This is a genomic window from Nonlabens xylanidelens (assembly GCF_002934445.1).
Classification (GTDB): domain Bacteria; phylum Bacteroidota; class Bacteroidia; order Flavobacteriales; family Flavobacteriaceae; genus Nonlabens; species Nonlabens xylanidelens.
In genome coordinates this window covers 987626-1005687 of the sequence record NZ_PTJE01000001.1, presented here as the reverse complement: position 1 = coordinate 1005687, position 18062 = coordinate 987626, and the positions used below count along the sequence as shown (strand labels likewise).

15 protein-coding genes are annotated in these 18062 nt (G+C 35.1%); 7 read left to right on the top strand and 8 right to left on the bottom strand.

The window, feature by feature from the left end; translation table 11 throughout:
- Positions 1-9: 9 nt before the first annotated feature.
- Positions 10-1065 (bottom strand): diphosphomevalonate/mevalonate 3,5-bisphosphate decarboxylase family protein, encoded by a 1056-nt coding sequence (locus tag LY01_RS04515; protein WP_104514595.1) that lies wholly within the window; start codon positions 1063-1065, stop codon positions 10-12.
- 171 nt (positions 1066-1236) lie between these two features.
- On the opposite strand from LY01_RS04515, the gene LY01_RS04510 reads away from it, so the two are divergent.
- The 7 genes from LY01_RS04510 to LY01_RS04480 all read left to right on the top strand — a co-directional run bounded on the left by LY01_RS04510 (position 1237) and on the right by LY01_RS04480 (position 9517).
- A complete protein-coding gene (locus LY01_RS04510; RefSeq protein WP_104514594.1) occupies positions 1237-2490 on the top strand; it encodes an ABC transporter permease in 1254 nt (417 codons plus the stop codon).
- 213 nt (positions 2491-2703) lie between these two features.
- Entirely contained in the window at positions 2704-3708 is a 1005-nt protein-coding gene (locus LY01_RS04505) for a pseudouridine synthase (RefSeq protein WP_245890627.1), read from the top strand.
- A 99-nt stretch (positions 3709-3807) separates the two neighbouring features.
- Positions 3808-5196 carry an arginine decarboxylase gene (locus LY01_RS04500; protein ID WP_104514592.1) on the top strand — a complete coding sequence of 463 codons (1389 nt, stop codon included), beginning with the start codon at positions 3808-3810 and terminating at the stop codon, positions 5194-5196.
- Positions 5197-5287: 91 nt separating this feature from the next.
- The gene (speB, locus tag LY01_RS04495; protein WP_104514591.1) at positions 5288-6223 is read left to right on the top strand and encodes an agmatinase; all 936 of its coding nucleotides are present in this window, start codon (positions 5288-5290) and stop codon (positions 6221-6223) included.
- A gap of 4 nt (positions 6224-6227) precedes the next feature.
- Complete coding sequence (locus LY01_RS04490; protein WP_104514590.1) at positions 6228-6839, top strand: MarC family protein; 612 nt, start codon at positions 6228-6230, stop codon at positions 6837-6839.
- Positions 6840-6856: 17 nt separating this feature from the next.
- The gene (locus tag LY01_RS04485) at positions 6857-7825 is read left to right on the top strand and encodes a deoxyhypusine synthase family protein (RefSeq protein WP_104514589.1); all 969 of its coding nucleotides are present in this window, start codon (positions 6857-6859) and stop codon (positions 7823-7825) included.
- A 156-nt stretch (positions 7826-7981) separates the two neighbouring features.
- Positions 7982-9517 (top strand): bifunctional GNAT family N-acetyltransferase/carbon-nitrogen hydrolase family protein, encoded by a 1536-nt coding sequence (locus LY01_RS04480; RefSeq protein WP_104514588.1) that lies wholly within the window; start codon positions 7982-7984, stop codon positions 9515-9517.
- Between the two features lie 58 nt (positions 9518-9575).
- Here the strand turns inward: LY01_RS04480 and LY01_RS04475 are convergent, their stop codons facing one another.
- The 7 genes from LY01_RS04475 to LY01_RS04445 form a co-directional block, all read right to left on the bottom strand.
- Positions 9576-10145 (bottom strand): helix-turn-helix domain-containing protein, encoded by a 570-nt coding sequence (locus LY01_RS04475; protein WP_245890626.1) that lies wholly within the window; start codon positions 10143-10145, stop codon positions 9576-9578.
- 130 nt (positions 10146-10275) lie between these two features.
- Positions 10276-10932, bottom strand: a complete 657-nt coding sequence (locus LY01_RS04470; protein ID WP_104514587.1) for a peptidoglycan-binding domain-containing protein — start codon at positions 10930-10932, stop codon at positions 10276-10278.
- A 2-nt stretch (positions 10933-10934) separates the two neighbouring features.
- Complete coding sequence (locus tag LY01_RS04465) at positions 10935-12350, bottom strand: hypothetical protein (RefSeq protein ID WP_104514586.1); 1416 nt, start codon at positions 12348-12350, stop codon at positions 10935-10937.
- Entirely contained in the window at positions 12350-13834 is a 1485-nt protein-coding gene (locus LY01_RS04460; protein ID WP_104514585.1) for a cellulose synthase family protein, read from the bottom strand. Before LY01_RS04460 ends, LY01_RS04465 begins: the two co-directional genes overlap by 1 nt.
- The gene (locus tag LY01_RS04455; protein WP_104514584.1) at positions 13831-14532 is read right to left on the bottom strand and encodes a glycosyltransferase family 2 protein; all 702 of its coding nucleotides are present in this window, start codon (positions 14530-14532) and stop codon (positions 13831-13833) included. Before LY01_RS04455 ends, LY01_RS04460 begins: the two co-directional genes overlap by 4 nt.
- A gap of 66 nt (positions 14533-14598) precedes the next feature.
- On the bottom strand, positions 14599-15081 hold the full coding sequence (locus LY01_RS04450; protein WP_170034507.1) for a toxin-antitoxin system YwqK family antitoxin: 483 nt from the start codon (positions 15079-15081) through the stop codon (positions 14599-14601).
- Between the two features lie 174 nt (positions 15082-15255).
- On the bottom strand, positions 15256-18024 hold the full coding sequence (locus tag LY01_RS04445) for an outer membrane beta-barrel protein (protein ID WP_104514583.1): 2769 nt from the start codon (positions 18022-18024) through the stop codon (positions 15256-15258).
- Positions 18025-18062 lie beyond the last annotated feature (38 nt).

The following is an 18062-nucleotide window of genomic DNA, read 5'->3' as shown; positions in this document are numbered from 1 at the left end:
ATGACTAAGTTAGCACTTTTTTGCTCCTGTGCCTATCTGATCACAAATATAATGAGAGTTTTGGCAATATTTAGTCAATTTGTTGTTAATCAACCCATCGACAGCAGTTTTATGCTCGCTAGGATATAACATATGTACGTTTGCGCCTGCATCTAGAGTAAAACACACTGGTATTTGCGTCTCTTTTCTAAAAGCCCAAATCTCTTCGATAATCGACAACGTATTAGGTTTCATGAGTATAAAATAAGGATGAGAAGTCATCATCATCGCATGTAAAGTAAGCGCTTCACTTTCTGTTATTTTAATAAAAGTATCTAGATCGCCATCTTTTAACGCCTTTTTTAATATCGTTAAATTACTTTGTGCTTGCTCAAATCTTGCACTAGCATAAGCATGATCATTCATCAAATCATGACCTACTGTAGAACTTACCACCTTCTCACCTTTGTCTACTAACAATATAGTGTCCTGAAAATCTTGAAAAACAGGATGTAATAAGTCACTCTTATCAATTCCATAAAGATTAGAACTACCATCAGTATCCACATGCTCACCCCATAAAACAGCAGCTCCTTTCAGGCTGCGACAGGCACTACCAGAACCTAGACGTGATAAAAAAGACATTTTATGATAATCTAAAGATGTACCAGTAAGCTCACTTTCAAAATCCATTACACAAGCACTCAACGCGGCCATACTACTCGCACTACTCGCTATCCCAGAACTGTGCGGGAATGTATTATGTGTGTCTATCTCAAAATGATAACTAGTAATCCATGGACAATAGCTAGAAATACGTTCAAAGTACGCCTTGATTTTAGGAGCAAACTCTGGCTTTTCTACACCATCATAACTTATACTAAAACCGTGTGTTCCCTTACTAGCTTTAACACTAGTAATGGTGCGACATGCATCGAGAGTAAAACTTATAGAAGGGTTTGCCGGTAGTTGTACACCATGTTTTCCCCAGTATTTAACTAGTGCAATATTAGAAGGTGCTTGCCATTTTGTAGTAAGCGACTCCTTTAATTCTACTTGATCTGTAAGTTTAAAATTCTCTTCCAATTGTCGATAGTATTTAAGATGCAAAGATAAGTTACCTAGTGCGTTTAGAAGTTATTTGTGGTTCCGCTTTCGCGAAAGCGGAATTATTCCAACAATTTTGTAACAAATTAGGTTCTTTTTTGTCCAATGAGAAAGCGTATTTTTAACCAGCTTAAAATTTAAAGTCAATCCATGCTCATTTATCTAAGAGTTTTAAAAGAAAGTTTCTTTTTTGCCATGAATGCATTGCGCACCAATTTGCTGCGTACTTTTCTCTCGCTTCTAGGTGTGACTATAGGGATATTTTCTATCATAGGTGTTCTCGCAGCTATAGATTCTCTAGAAAATGAAATCACTGACGGCCTAAGTTCCCTTGATATTTCTACTATTTATGTTTTAAATAGATCCTTCGGCCCTACAGAACTGGAGCGTTATGAATATGAAAAATTTCCTAATGTGTCTTATGATGAGTACCAGATGCTACAACGTAGTATGGATGACATAGACGCGATTACTTACACGGTTTTTGCCTCTCCAGAAAACATTAAATATGAAGACAAAACTGCTACCGGTGTAAACATCACTCCAGGTACGGAGTCTTTTTATGACATAGAAAACCTTAAATTAAAGGAAGGGCGTTTCTTTAATGGAGCCGAATCAAATAGTGGTAGTCCTGTGGCTGTAATAGGCAGTGAGGTCGCCTCTAGCCTATTCGGTGATAGCGACCCTATCGGTAAACGTGTTAGGTTATATGGAAATAAATTTACAATAATAGGTGTATTAGAAAAAGAAGGTCAGGGAATTATGGGACCTTCTAAAGATGGTAGTGCTTTTGTACCGGTTAATTTTGTACGTAAAATTTATGGTGACAATAATAAAAACAGAACTGCTGCTCTTATTTTAAAACCTAAAAAAGGAGTCGACCAAGATGAATTTATCGCAACCTTTGAACAGCAACTACGTTCTTACAGAGGTTTAAAACCAGATGAAATTACTAATTTCTTTATCAACCCTTTAAAAGGCTTTGCAGATTTAATAGACACTATAACCGGTACGTTAAAGTTTGTCGGTGGTATAATCGCAGGGTTTTCAGTACTAGTAGGTGGTTTTGGCATTGCAAACATCATGTTTGTAAGTGTTAAAGAACGTACGAATTTGATAGGTATTCAAAAATCACTGGGTGCCAAAAGACGTTTTATCCTTTCTCAATTCTTATTTGAATCTATTATCCTAGCACTTTTTGGCGGACTATTTGGGCTATTGTTTGTCTGGCTGGGTACGCTACTAGCAAATTCCATGGCAGATGATTTTACCTTTGTACTTTCTGCCTACAATATATTATGGGGAACTAGCATTAGTATGATAATAGGGCTTGTTGCCGGAATAATTCCTGCATTCATTGCTTCGAGACTAGATCCTGTAGAGGCTATAAGAACTGGAATGTAGATTCCAAATCTTTACTATTATACAAAAGAAGAATAGGTTTTTACCACATTCATTACCTATTCATATGCTCGTTAAATCGCATGAGAATCACGTGTTAAAAACGATTGATTTTCATGTTTTTATATACGTTAAATATGGCCATTTAAAGACGTAAGAAATAGTCTATTATAATTTGAATTTCATGTTGATATTCAAATAACTAAAAGTCTATCTTTGCAAAAAATTTTTAATACGATGAGTAGAGGTAACGAAGGATCAAAAAGTAAAGGTAGCGGTCGCCGTGATGGCAAAAGCGCTGGTGCTTCAAAAGGTAATGATAGACGTAATGACAGACCATATAGCGATAAAGGAAAATCTTCCTCTCGCGGTAAAGGATCTAACGACCGTCCTACTACTCGCGGTGGTAAAAATCAGGTAGTAGGAACATCTCGTTCTGGAAAACCTGTTACTAAAAAAGAATACATAGATCGCAAAAAAGCAGAGAGCTTTACTAAAAGAAAGACAGACAAAGCTGGTACAAGACTTAATAAGTACATCGCAAATTCTGGCCTTTGCAGCCGTCGTGATGCAGATATTTATATAAAAGCTGGTAGTGTAAGTGTAAACGGTAAACCTGTAGTAGAAATGGGTTATCAGGTAATGCCTGGTGATGAGGTACGTTTTGATGATAGACCTATACAACCATCTAAAAAGGAATACTTTATTCTTAATAAACCTAAAGGATTTAATTCACCTCGTAAAGGAGAACGCTCTAGTAGAACCGTTCTAGACCTTATGGAGAGTGCGAGTCCTAACAGTCTTCACTTTGTAGGTAGACTAGGTAGAGCATCTTTAGGTATTATGTTATTTACTAACGATCTTGAGTTAGCAAACAAACTGAACAATCCTAAACAAAAACTACGTAAAATTTATCAAGTTGCCCTAGACCGCAGTTTTAAGCATGAAGACTTAATGCAATTACGTAACGGTATTCTTATCGATCGTGAACCGATAGAAATTAAAGAAATCAACTACGTAGAAAACGGTAAAAATAACGAGATAGGAATAGAAATACACAGTGGTAAAGACAACATCGTACAACGTGTATTTGAAGCGGTAGGTTATGAAGTTAAAGTTCTCGATCGCGTTGTTTTAGGTGGGCTTACTAAGAAGGATTTACCGCGAGGTCATTACCGTAAACTTAAAGATCAAGAAGTGATCAATTTGAAGATGATCTAATGATTATTTAACACACCGTTAACTTTTACTAATTTACATTTGATCCCTTTTAAGCTCTAGCTTTTAAGGGGTTATTTTTTAATTTATCTGTTAACGACATTGAACACAAAATACATTGACCTCATCAACCAGACTTACTATTTCCCAACGGAAGAGTTTGAACTGAAAGATGACCAACTTCAGTTTCACGGCATTGATCTAATGGCTCTAGTAGAGCAATATGGTGCGCCGTTAAAATTCACATATCTACCTAAGATATCTGATAATATCAACCGTGCAAAGGGTTGGTTTGATTCCGCTTTCGCGAAAGCGGACTACAAAGCAAAATACCACTACTGTTATTGTACAAAAAGCTCGCATTTTAAACATGTACTGGACGAAGCGTTAAGCAACGACATACACATCGAGACCTCGAGTGCCTTTGACATTAATATAGTCAACAAGCTAAAAGCTGAAGGTAAAATTAAGAATGACACTTTTGTTATTTGCAACGGTTTTAAGCGAGAGCAATACATAGAAAACATTGCCGCATTAATAAATTCTGGTCAGAACTGTGTTCCTATCATAGATAACTATGAAGAGTTAACACTTCTTACTGATGCTACCTCAAAGAGGTTTAATGCTGGCATACGTATCGCGAGTGAAGAAGAACCTAAATTTGAATTCTATACCAGTAGACTAGGTATAGGATATAAGAATATTCTAAATTTTTATAAGACTCAAATAGCTACTAATGATCAAGTAGATCTTAAGATGCTGCACTTTTTTATAAACACTGGAATACGTGATAATGCCTATTACTGGAATGAGTTGCATAAATGTCTTAAGGTCTATATAAGTCTCAAGAAAATATGCCCAACTCTGGACAGTTTAAATATAGGTGGTGGTTTTCCTATCAAGAACTCTTTAGTTTTTGATTTTGATTATGAATACATGATCGACGAGATCGTTTCTCAAATTAAACAAGTTTGTGATGAAGCAAAAGTAGACGTACCTCACATTTTTACAGAATTCGGTTCTTTTACCGTAGGAGAAAGCGGTGGAGCTATTTATAAAGTACTGTATCAAAAACAACAAAACGATCGTGAGAAATGGAACATGATCAACAGTTCTTTTATCACCACTTTACCTGACTCGTGGGCTATCAATAAGCGCTTTATTATGCTGTCTCTCAATAGATGGAAAGAAGAATATGAACGTGTACTTTTAGGAGGGCTTACCTGTGATAGTGATGATTATTATAATAGTGAGCAAAATATAAACGCCATCTATTTACCTAAATATCATAAAGATAAACCTCTTTACATAGGTTTCTTTAATACCGGTGCTTATCAAGAAAGCATAGGTGGCTATGGCGGCATACAACACTGCTTAATACCTGCTCCTAAACATATTTTAATCGATCGTGATGAAAATGGCGCTATTAAAACTAGCGTTTTTAAAGAACAACAAACCAGCGAACACATGCTGGATATTTTGGGATATTAATAACTGAGTTTATTAAAAAAGCTTTATTATAACAGAATACAGCTGTACGCAAACATTGAATTTTAAAACCAATTTTTTTTAAGCTTATAACATGAATAATTTAAACTATGCAGGAATTCCAGATGAACATGCTGGACTAGATAATGCATCTATTGTTTTAATTCCAGTTCCTTATGATGGTACTAGCACATGGCAAAAAGGAGCGGATAAAGGTCCAGAAGCTTTTCTAGACGCCAGTGCAAATATGGAATTATACGATATTGAAACGGATACAGAAGTGTATCATCATGGAGTCTTTCTAGCAGATGCTGTTACAGAAAACAGCTCGCCAGAAGCAATGGTAGATGCCGTTCACGCAACTACTAAAAAGTATATCAAGAAAAATAAGTTTGTGACCCTTTTTGGTGGAGAACACTCTATTTCTATAGGTAGCATACGTGCCTTTAATGAAATGTATGAAAACCTAAGTGTACTGCAGCTAGATGCCCATGCAGATCTAAGAAAAGAATACGATGGAAGTTCTTGTAATCATGCTTGTGCTGTATACGAGGCTAGCCAAAAAGCAAACCTAGTGCAAGTGGGTATACGCTCCATGGACAGCATAGAGCTAGGTGTTAATGATGATGAAAAAACATTCTATGCTCATGAAATGGTCCAAGATGACTACTGGCAAGAAAAAGCGGTAGAGGCTCTTACAGAAAATGTATTTATAACTATTGATCTAGACGCATTTGACCCATCTATATGTCCATCTACTGGAACACCAGAGCCTGGTGGAATGTATTGGTATGAAACACTAGAGTTTTTGAAAACTGTTTTTGAAGAAAAAAACGTAGTAGGATTTGACATCGTAGAGTTATGCCCTAACCCATCAGAGAAGTCGTCTGATTTTCTTGCAGCAAAACTGTATTACAAAATGTTGAGCTATAAGTTTAAAGACATCGCTCTAGAAGGAGAAAATGGCTATACAACAACAAATGATTTTGCAAAAGCAGGATTAAAAAAAATGAAAAACCTAGAAAACTAAATTTATGTTGCAAATAATCACTACCATCTTTTTCTTAATAGCCGTCATAGACCCTATAGGCACCGTTCCTGTATATCTAGAGGCGACTAAAGAATTTGACAATACTCATAAAAAGAAAATTGCCATAAGGGCTAGTGCTATTGCATTCTTGATTTTGTTATTCTTTATAGTTATAGGACAGCTCATTCTAGAAGGAATGGAAGTATCATTAGATGCTTTTCAAATTTCTGGTGGGGTTATTCTTTTTCTTTTTGCACTGACCATGGTTTTCGGTGATGGAAAACCAGAAAGTGAGAAAAATGAAATCACAGACTATAAACACGTTACCATTTTTCCCGTTGCCATCCCATCTATTGCATCACCAGGTGCGATAATGGCTGTTGTACTTATGACTGATAATCATTTGTACACGATACAACATCAACTCATTACTACCGCTTTGGTCTTTGTAGTCATCATATTAACCGCGTTAATATTACTAGCCGCAAATAAAATACAAGATCGCATAGGTAGTTATGGTATCACAGTAATAAGTAAAGTTATGGGACTTATACTAGCGTCATATGCTGTACAAAGCATCTTAACCGGTATAAGTGACTATTACAATTTAGTTTAATTATTAAATAAAAGACAATGAGTAAGCCTATTACAGATTTTATAGAAAACTATTTTTTACATTTTAATAGTGCTGCGCTAGTAGATGCAGCCAAAGGTTATGAAACGCAATTAAATCAAGGTTCTAAAATGCTGGTCTCACTTGCTGGAGCAATGAGTACTGCAGAGATTGGTAAGATATTTGGCGAGATGATACGTCAGGATAAAGTACACATCATTTCTTGTACCGGTGCAAACCTAGAAGAAGATTTGATGAATCTAGTGGCGCACAGCCATTATAAAAGAGTCCCTAATTATCGCGATTTAACACCGCAAGATGAATGGGATTTATTAGAAAAAGGATTAAATCGTGTTACAGATACTTGTATTCCAGAAGAAGAGGCTTTTAGAAGACTTCAAGAACACATCTTTGAGATATGGAAAGATGCAGAGGCAAAAGGCGAGCGTTATTTCCCTCATGAATATATGTACAAACTACTTTTAAGTGGTGTCCTAGAACAGTATTATGAGATTCCTATTGAGAATTCATGGATGTATGCCGCTGCCAAAGCCAATCTTCCAATCGTCGTTCCAGGCTGGGAAGACAGTACGATGGGTAATATTTTTGCCAGTTATGTATTAAAAGGTGAGTTAAAAGCCAGCACTGTAAAAAGTGGTATCGAGTACATGACTTTCCTTGCAGACTGGTATACTGATAATTCACAAAAAGGAATCGGTTTCTTCCAGATAGGTGGTGGAATCGCAGGAGATTTCCCTATTTGTGTAGTGCCTATGTTGTATCAAGATATGGAACGTACCGACACGCCATTCTGGAGTTATTTCTGTCAGATATCTGACTCTACGACTAGTTATGGAAGTTATTCTGGAGCCGTACCTAATGAAAAAATCACTTGGGGAAAACTAGATCAAGACACACCTAAGTTTATAGTAGAAAGTGATGCGACTATCGTGGCGCCACTCATTTTTGCTTATTTATTAGAGATGTAAATTTTTAATTCCGCTTTCGCGAAAGCGGAACAAAAATCAAAACCTGTAAGTTGCTCAACACATAGCGGTTTACAGGTTTTTTATGCTATAAATATTAACGTTTCAATTGTGAAATATTAATGACTTACAATTACATTTAAATACAAGTAACACACTATGAGTGATATAAATATGAGTAAGATAGACAACTTAAATCTGGAGTTTTTACAGCTTAAAGATTATGAAGAGTTGAAACATGCAATGATAGATTCTTATAGCAATCTACCAGATTCTTACTGGCGAGAAGAACAGATCAAAACGCTTATAGATAAATTCCCAGAAGGTCAAGTTGTTCTCAAAGTGAATGAAGAGATCGTAGCCTGTGCGCTTTCTATAGTTGTAAAGTATGACGATTTTAGTGGTCAGTACACTTATGAGCAAGTGACAGGAAATTACAAGTTCACCACGCACGATGATGATGGTGATGTTCTTTATGGAATAGAAGTTTTTATAAAACCACAATATCGTGGTATGCGATTAGGTCGTCGTTTATATGATTACCGCAAAGAGCTGTGTGAGAATTTGAATTTAAGAGGTATAGCCTTCGGTGGTCGTATTCCTAACTATCATAATCACGCGAGTGAAATGACACCTAAGGAATACATCGAAAAAGTGCGCAATAAAGAGATTACAGACTCTGTGTTGAACTTTCAGCTTTCCAATGACTTCCATGTTTCTCGTGTTCTTAAAAACTATCTGGATGGCGATAAAGCCTCTATGGAGTTTGCCGTATTACTAGAATGGGATAATATTTACTATACAAAACCAGTTACAGAAACCACAGCATTAAAAAGCACGGTGCGGTTAGGATTAATCCAGTGGCAAATGCGTCCTTACTCAGGTTTTAATGAGTTGATGCAACAAGTAGAATACTTTGTAGATGCTGTTGCAGCTTATAGGTCTGATTTTGCTTTATTCCCTGAATATTTTAATGCGCCACTTATGGCTGCTTACAATAAGTTGAGTGTTAGTGATTCTATTAGAGAACTAGCAAAATATACCGAGATGATAAGAAACAAGTTTTCTGAATTATCCATTAAGTATAACATCAACATTATTACAGGTTCTATGCCTGAAATCATTGATGGACAATTGTATAATGTAGGGAATTTGTGCCGTCGAGATGGTACGATAGAACGTTATGAAAAAATACACGTTACTCCAGACGAGCAAAAAGTATGGGGATTACAAGGTGGAAGTAAGATCCAGACTTTTGACACCGATTGTGGTAAAATAGGAATCTTGATTTGCTATGACAGTGAATTCCCAGAATTGAGTCGTATTATGGCACAAGAAGGGATGCAAATTCTTTTTGTACCATTCTTGACCGATACACAAAATGCTTATGCTCGTGTACGCCTTTGCTCTCAAGCTAGAGCGGTAGAAAACGAATGTTATGTAGCTATCGCTGGTAGCGTAGGTAATTTACCTGCGGTAGAAAATATGGATATTTCTTATGCACAAAGTGCTGTATTCACTCCTTGTGATTTTGCGTTCCCATCAAATGGAGTAAAGGCAGAGGCCACAGCAAACACAGAAATGATTCTTGTGGCAGATGTAGATCTAGATTTATTAAAAGAACTACACAATTATGGCGCTGTGAAGAATTTAAAAGACCGCAGGACTGATTTGTATGAGGTGAGTAAGAAGTAAATTATTGCAAAATATTAGTTGAAAGGGTTTCTTATAAAAGTACAAGAAACCCTTTTTTTTATTTAATCATAGGTATAATACTGGGATAGGTGATTTGTTTGCCTCTATGATTAAGCATTGCAAAAATGATTGCCGCTATGCCGTTTAAAACACCCAAAGCCAATACAATCTCTAAACCATTTGAAATTAAAAACACTTCTTTATGAAGAATTTTTAATATTACTGCTGACATAAAAAATACAAATCCGAAGGCTTGAAAAACAATTTGAAAATTCAATAATCTTGCTCCTACTTTTTGAAGTCCTTGGACTTTATCTTTTTTAGTCAGCCATAGAATTAAGGGCAAAATGATATTCCCAATAGGTATAAAAATACCAGCGATAACAGACAAATGAAAGAACATTAAAAATTGTCGGTCTTCATATTTTCCGTAATCTAATAACTCTTCAATATTAATTGCTAGCGTTTCACAAATGAGCTGCATGGTTTTACCTCGAGGTTCATTTTCATTGTTCTCGATACGTTGAATGGTTCGTAAACTGACTTGAGATTCTGTCGCAAGCTCCTCTTGAGACATACCCTTTTTGAGACGTATTTCTTTGATTTTAGTACCTATTGGGCTCATCATTTTCATAATTTAAAATTAGTGAAACAAATCTAAGAATGAAGTCATTTAAAGAACAAATTAGATCCTTGACTTGTTTACGTCACTCTTATGACAATCATGTCAAATAACTGATATACAAAGTTTTAATAACCTATTTTAATAAAGCCTCAAAAGTTAGCACATCTATTTTCCCATCTGGGAAAAGATTGTTTTTTGATTCAAAATTGGCCAGAGCTTCCATAGTAGCTTTTGCAAAAACACCATCTAGAGACATATCATAACCTTGTGCTATGAGTTTTTTTTGTATCTCAAAAATCAACACGTTTTTTGCTCCTATACGTTGACTATTTTCCCAATGATTATTATAGAGTTTCTTCATTAAGTTCTTTTGTCCTATAGTTTTGATTTCTTCTGGACTACTGTGATTATTTTCAAAATCGATAATCTGTTGATTGTTCCATCCATTAGATTTATAACTTGCAGATTGCGCTAGTTTTTGTTCTAGATAAGTAACACGTGCTAATTTTTCAGCATACTTTTCTACAGCGAGTGTTGTTTCTAAATCGTCATCTTCTGGTAATCTTACATCTATATCATTTGCTGTCCATTGTAGCTTAATAAAAGAGTTGAGATCTTGAATTGCTGCGTGATAATCCATTACTACTGCAGGATCATGGTAGTCATTATCTATAGTAGCGTCTGTTTGATAATGATATTCAGGTGCGTGAAATCTGTTCCAGTCTTTATAGAAATCATAAGAAATGAACCCTAATATACAGAGCAATAAAAATATAATGATTGGTTTCATGGTTAAAGGTTTTGTGGCACATCAATAGGTCGTGTGTTGTTGAGAGAAACCCTATTGTTGTACAAATCAAAAATAAACATAATTAAGACTAAAACGTACTCTATAGTGAGTAGCAAGCTACTTTCTACAAAGTCTGTATTTGAATAAGCATAATAACTTAGAAATATAGTACAACTCCATACCAGCATAAAACGATACTTTGTAAAGATAGAGAACAGCAGCGGTATGGTTAAATACCATGGATGTACGGTAGTTGAAAACATTAAATAAGTAAAAAAGGAAAACATGATACTAGAAATAAGTATTTCTGGAATTTCATTTTTACGAATAAAACTAATAAGAACAATAATGAAAAAGGTAAACAATGGTAAGATTTTACCTGCTGTCTCTATAATATTGTAACCTGTAATCTTAAACCCAACATACCTTACTAGGTAATAAATACTACCATTGAATTCAAATTTACCGAACCACAACCCCACTGAAGCAGCGTAGTTATCTAATAATTGTTGGGACACAAAAAGACTAAATCCTGCTACTACCACAACTAAAACCAATAAGTAATAAACAACTGCTTTTTTAAACTTTAATCTTCTTAAAAGTAATGGTAGTACCATAACTGGCAGCAACTTTAAAAGAATTCCAGACCCCATGAAAAGCACGCTTTGTACTTTTTGAGATTTCAACAAATGATAAATCGCAGCGAGTAGAAAAAACGCCATCATACCTTCCCAATGCAAATTACCGGTAAGTTCTATAATCGTAAAAGGATTGAGATAATACAAGGTGATAAGCCACTCTGACTTACCCAGTAAACGTAAAAGTTTTATACCATAAATAAATATACCTACATCTGCGAGAATTAAGAATACACGCATCCATATGATACTGGATAAGATACTATCGCCACCCAACCATGCCGCTGCAGCAAAGAATAACTGATTTAAAGGTGGATAATTTGTATACAAACCACTAGAGAGTTCTCCCATAGAAGCATGTAAAAAAGAAGCATTAGGAATATGGGTTGCACCAGAAGCTATAACATCATCTGGTAAGTATAAATAAGGATTAAAACCATTAATTAATTGATGTCCATCCCATATGAATCTGAAAAAATCTTGAGAAAGATGTGGCGTATTATCAATTAATAAAAACCTTAACAACAGTCCGATTAAAAACACTCCACCTAGTAATGGCATTCCGTAAAAACGTTTTCCAATAAAGTCAGGTAAGAGTTTAAGATTGCTTTTAGTCGCTTTATCTAGAACATAAGTTAACGTTCCAAATAGCGTAAAAAGCAATACATAAATAATAAGTAAACTAGAAAACTCCTTGCGCTCTATAGAAAAGAACAATCCATAAAGTACAGCACTAATAATGGTTAAAATACCTAAAGCATTACTTAACCGGCGTTCCATTATTGTTTATCTGTTAAACTACGGAAGAATACAAATCCAAAACCAACAGTAAGCATTAAGTGAAAAGGAAACAGTCCGAAATCTGGCTCGGTCCCCACTACAAACGCAGAGTACATACCAAATGCAAAATACAACATCAAAATCCCTTCTATAATAACATGCGGACTAATTTTTTTACGCAAGTATTTATTTGATTTCCAGTTGCCTCCCATTGCTTTCAGATTAAACTTAGGAGTACGAACAAATTCACTGCGCTTACCTGCGTGACCTTCTAATACTGCTATAGAATTATGAAAAGAAAATCCCATTGCTATAGAAAAGAAAGTAAAGAACATACCTATATATGATATGAAGTTTTTAAGGCCACTACCATAAGTCTTCTTATACATGTACCAATAGCATATAAAAAATATGATCGTACTAATTACAAAGAAACTCATGACTATAAAATACTCTCGTAAATGACCGTACTCGTTCTTTATGTATAACATAGGTATACTAAGAATACCTACTATAAGTACATTAAGAAACATCGTACTATTTAACAAGTGAAGTACGCCATGCATTTTTGATTTAAAAGACATCTCTGAAGAAACCACTCTTTTAAACATTTTTCTAAAATTCTCTGCTCCACCTTTATTCCATCTAAACTGTTGCGATCTAGCCGCACTAATAACGATAGGTAACTCTGCAGGAGTGGTTACATGTTCTAAGTATTTAAATTTCCAGTTTTTTAATTGGGCTCGATAACTTAAATCTAGATCTTCAGTTAAGGTATCACCTTCCCAGTTACCTGCATCATAAATAGTCTCTTTGCGCCATACACCAGCAGTTCCATTAAAGTTAATGAAATGCCCTTTAGAATTACGACCAACTTGCTCTAGAGTAAAGTGAGCATCTAGTGCAAATGCTTGTATTTGAGTAAGAATAGAATAATTACGATTAAGATGTGCCCATCGCGTTTGCACAACACCTATTTCTGGATCTTTGAAATAAGGAATCGTTTTATACAGCCAGTCTGCATCTGGTAAAAAATCTGCATCAAAAATTGCTATTAAATCACCTTTTGCAATGGCTAGACCTTCTTTTAAAGCACCGGCTTTAAATCCGCTGCGATCTGTTCTTGTAATATGAACTATATCTAGACCTGTCGCTGCTAGTCTATTTACATGTGCCGCTGTAGTTTCTACCGTCTCATCTGTAGAGTCGTCTAGCACCTGTATTTCTAATTTTTCTCTAGGGTATTCTATTAACGCTATATTATCTAGCAATCTATCCATTACATATGCCTCATTAAACACTGGCAATTGAATAGTCACATAAGGAACCTCTTCAGGATTCTTAAGATCTAATAAAGGAGAGTTATCTACTATTTTTTGGGCTCTAACGTAGTTAATTAATAAATTAAGCTGTGCAAAAGCATAGAATAAAATCAAAATCAACGATATAGAATAAACTACTATACATATCCACTCTAAAATCATTTTTTAAAACCGTATTTGAAAATCCATGTCAAAATTTTAACGCCTGCAAAGATAGCACCTTTAACCGTACCTGATACCTTTGAAACACCTATTCTATTGCGGTATTTCATAGAAACTTCAGTATAAGTAAAACTTTTCTTTAAAGCCTTGAGTTGCATCTCTACAGTCCATCCATAAGTACGATCTTCCATTTTAAGCTCTAAAAGCTTATCATACTTAATCGCTCTAAAAGGTCCTAGGTCTGTAAAACGAGAGTTAAAGAATAATCGCATTAAACTGGTTGCCAGCCAGTTTCCAAATATTTGAGGACCAGTCATAGAACCTGCCTCTCTTAATTCTTTAACTCGAGAACCTATCACAAAATCTATATCCTTTTCTATTATGGGCGATACCAGTTCTACTAGCTGTTCTGGATAATCACTATAATCTCCATCTAGAAACACGATAATATCTGTAGACTCAGGTAATGAAGCGACATAATCCATTCCTTTTAAACATGCATTTCCATACCCTGGTGTAGATTCTTCTACTACCGTGGCACCAGCATTACGGGCATTTATTACCGTATCATCGTTAGAATTATTACTACATACGATTATCTCAGTAACCATAGAAGGTACCGCTTTAATGACTAGAGGTATGGAATCTGCCTCGTTATAGGCAGGTATAATAACTCTTATAATAGGATTTGTTTTCAGAACAGGGAGTTTAAAAGTGGGGCAATTTAAGGATTATGAATGGGTTAGTCATAAAAACTAATCAATTTACTTCTTTAAATCTTTCATAGAAAAATCAGGATGGTCTGCTCTAAACTTCCAGTAACTGGTCCATTCTCCTAATTTTTCATTAGACTTATACTCCTCTACTTTAGAGAGACTAGATTTTTTATAATAAAGTGCATAACCAGAAACTTTGCCGTGTTCGTACTGTTTTTTAATTGTGCGGTATCCTTTATGATTATGAAACACCCACCAATTTTGCTTAAAATTATTTTTATAAAACCCTTCCTTATCTAACATTCCATTTGTGTACAAATACCAATAACCGTCCTTTTCATTACTTTTAAAATGCCCTTGAGCACTTATCTCACCAGCCTTGTAGAATTTCCAGTAACCATCTTTTTCTCCATTTACTACCCAACCTTCACTAGTTAACACACCGTTTTGATAATCTTTGACATACTCCTTATCGGTACTCAAAAAAAACAAATTACTTAATACTAAAATTAAGGCTCCTATATATTTCATGATGATATCTCTTATTCTTTTCAAAGAACATAGAAACACATCACATTTTGATCACAAAAGGGTATACGACTATTTCAAAAAGGTAAAATCTGACATAAGTTGGGAACTATGTACAAAATAAGGTTGGGCTGGTATGTATTCCGCTTTCGCGAAAGCGGAACACTCATCCAACATTTAAAAACCATTATCTCTATTAGGATCTTTACCACCGAATTTTGAGAACTTATAAGTAAAACTAAGCATAAAGTATTGCTTAAGAACAAGACTACTCGTGTCTGCAACGTAGTCACCTGTAATGGTTCTATTGGTATCTATAATCTGGTTAAGTATATCATAGGCTTTAAGCTTAACCGTCGCTTTATCCTTAGCAAATTTATATCCTAGACTACCGATAAGAACGATAGAGTCGTCATCAAAATCACCAGAAATATTACCGAATTTATTGTACTCACCACGCAATCCTAAAATAACATGTTGCGGCCAGGAAGTAGTAATATCTATAGCGACACGCTGGTTTACAAAATCTTGCTCGCTTATAGAAGCTATATCATATTGCGTTTTATTTGCCGTGATTTGATACTCTAGATCTACATCTATGTAATCTCTTAAACTATATTCAAAAGTAAGACTAGGAGAAAAACTTAAATTATCTGACTGAAAAGCCACACCGTTAGTAAAACCTTTATCTACAGAAATGCTTGCATCTAAACTTAAATCAAAGCCTATTTCTCTAGCATCTTTTTTCCATGTTTTTGAAAAACTAGAATAAAGATAACCGTTATACTCTCCATTTATGTTAGTATATGTAGTGGTTCTTATTAGATCTAAATCTGTAGTTGTAATCGCTGCAACACTATTATCTGTATAAGTAAACCCACCACCAGAATAAAAACCAGAACCTTTTTCCCAATCATAACGACTTAAATTAAAGTACACATTATGTCGTTGACTAGCATCTAGATCTGGGTTACCTATAACTATATTTTGTGGGTTTGTAGTATTTTCTACAGGCTGCAACTGTCGTACACTAGGTATATTTACACTATTGCGGTAATTTAAATATACTCTACCAAACTTGCCAAATTTATAACTAAGGTTTGCTCGCACATATGGGTCTGTAAATTCTTTCTCAAAACTAGTACTCAATAATTGATCTTCACTATCTAGTGTTTGATAAATAACTCCTGCACTTACATCTAGTCTTAAATCATTTTTCTTATACCTTAATCCTACACTAGGTCTTTGCTGTGTATTTTTAACCTCATAATCATTACTTAGCGTCGTATTGAAAACTAAATTACCAGATCCATCTCTATCAAAAATACTTCTCTGATTAGTCTCTTTTCCTGCTTCAAAATTATAATTCAAAACCAGTCCCATAGTTTCTGTAAGCTTCTTATTGAGATATGGAGTTATGGAAAAGCTTTGTGAGTCCGAATCTTCATCTATTAATTGATCTTGAACCTCTGGGGTCTCAGGGTTACCTGATGTATCAAAAGTGGTTGTTGTACTATTAAAATCACTTTGTGAATCACTGTTATTTTTATTTACGTTCCCATAAAAACCGTAGTTAGTACCTTTTTCTTGAGTTCTTCTAGACAGATTCATACTGGCACTATAAGACCTGCTTTTGGAATCTGATATAGAAGATGTATTAACGCTATTGATATTATTGCCATTTTCATCACTAGAAAGCGAACTACTCGTGCTATCACTATAGTTATCTGAAATGTTTATGTTAGGCCTTACACTAATAGTGGTAAGAGTATCTGGTTTAACTTCAACACGGCCACTTATTCTATGACTATTTCCAGATCTATCACCACGGCTAGAACTTTCTGTATTAAATGTTCTATCTGGTAAGAACGTAGTACGACGACTATCAGACGCTGACTTTGTATCATTACCTCCATAAAAGTAGTTTACAGACGCACTTACGGTTTTACCCCAATCGTTAGACATATTAAGTCCAGCGCTATCGCTAGAAGTAATACCACCACTACCACCAAAGTTGACACCATTAACACCAAAACTACCGTTACTACTTCTAGATATAGAATAAGCACTGCTGCCCATGGCGTCATATATCTCATCAAAGGAGAATCCGGGACTATTTATATTGTTACTACTTCCTAGAACACTTAATTTAAAATCTTCATTAAAATAATTAACGATACCACTCATAGAGTACCTATCATCAGTACCGCCACCAGCTGTTAATCTCGAGAACCAACCTTTGTTTTTATCTTCGTCTATGGTTATGTTAATCTCACTAACGTTAGCATCTCCATCTTCTCCATTTGCTTTTTGGGCATCAGTTTTAGACTCTGTCACCTGGATTTTATCAATAATTTCTTTAGGTAAATTTTTGAGAGCAATTTGTGGATCATCGCCGAAGAATTCTTTACCGTTTACTAAAATCTTAGAAACCTCTTTACCATTTACGGTGATTTTACCGTCTTTATCAACCTTCACTCCTGGCAGCTCTTTCATCACATCTTCTAGAGTAGCATCTGCTTTTGTTTTAAACGACTTTGCATTAAATTCTAGAGTATCTTGTTTTACAGTTATAGGTGCTTTACGAGCGGTTACCACGATGCTGTTAAGAGACTCTATATCACTATTAAGGTAAATAGCACCTAGATCTAACTCACGCTCATCGTTAAGGTTTATTGTTTTAGAATAATTTTTATATCCTTGAAAAGAGGCTATAAGCGCTACTTTTTCATAAGCCGTATTACCGGATAAGGTAAAGACACCTTCTATATCGGTAATAGAATAGGTTATTAAAGTAGAGTCTTTAGCGCTCTCGAGGTAGACGGTTGCGCTCAGGAGTTTTTCATTAGTTAAAGAATCGCTTACGATTCCCTTAATAGTAAATTGCTGTGCTTGTGACGAGAAAGAAAAAGCCATTAAAAAAACGGCAACAAAGAGTAATCTCATAGTTGAGTGGTATGGTTAGTTATGGTCTAGAGGGAAAC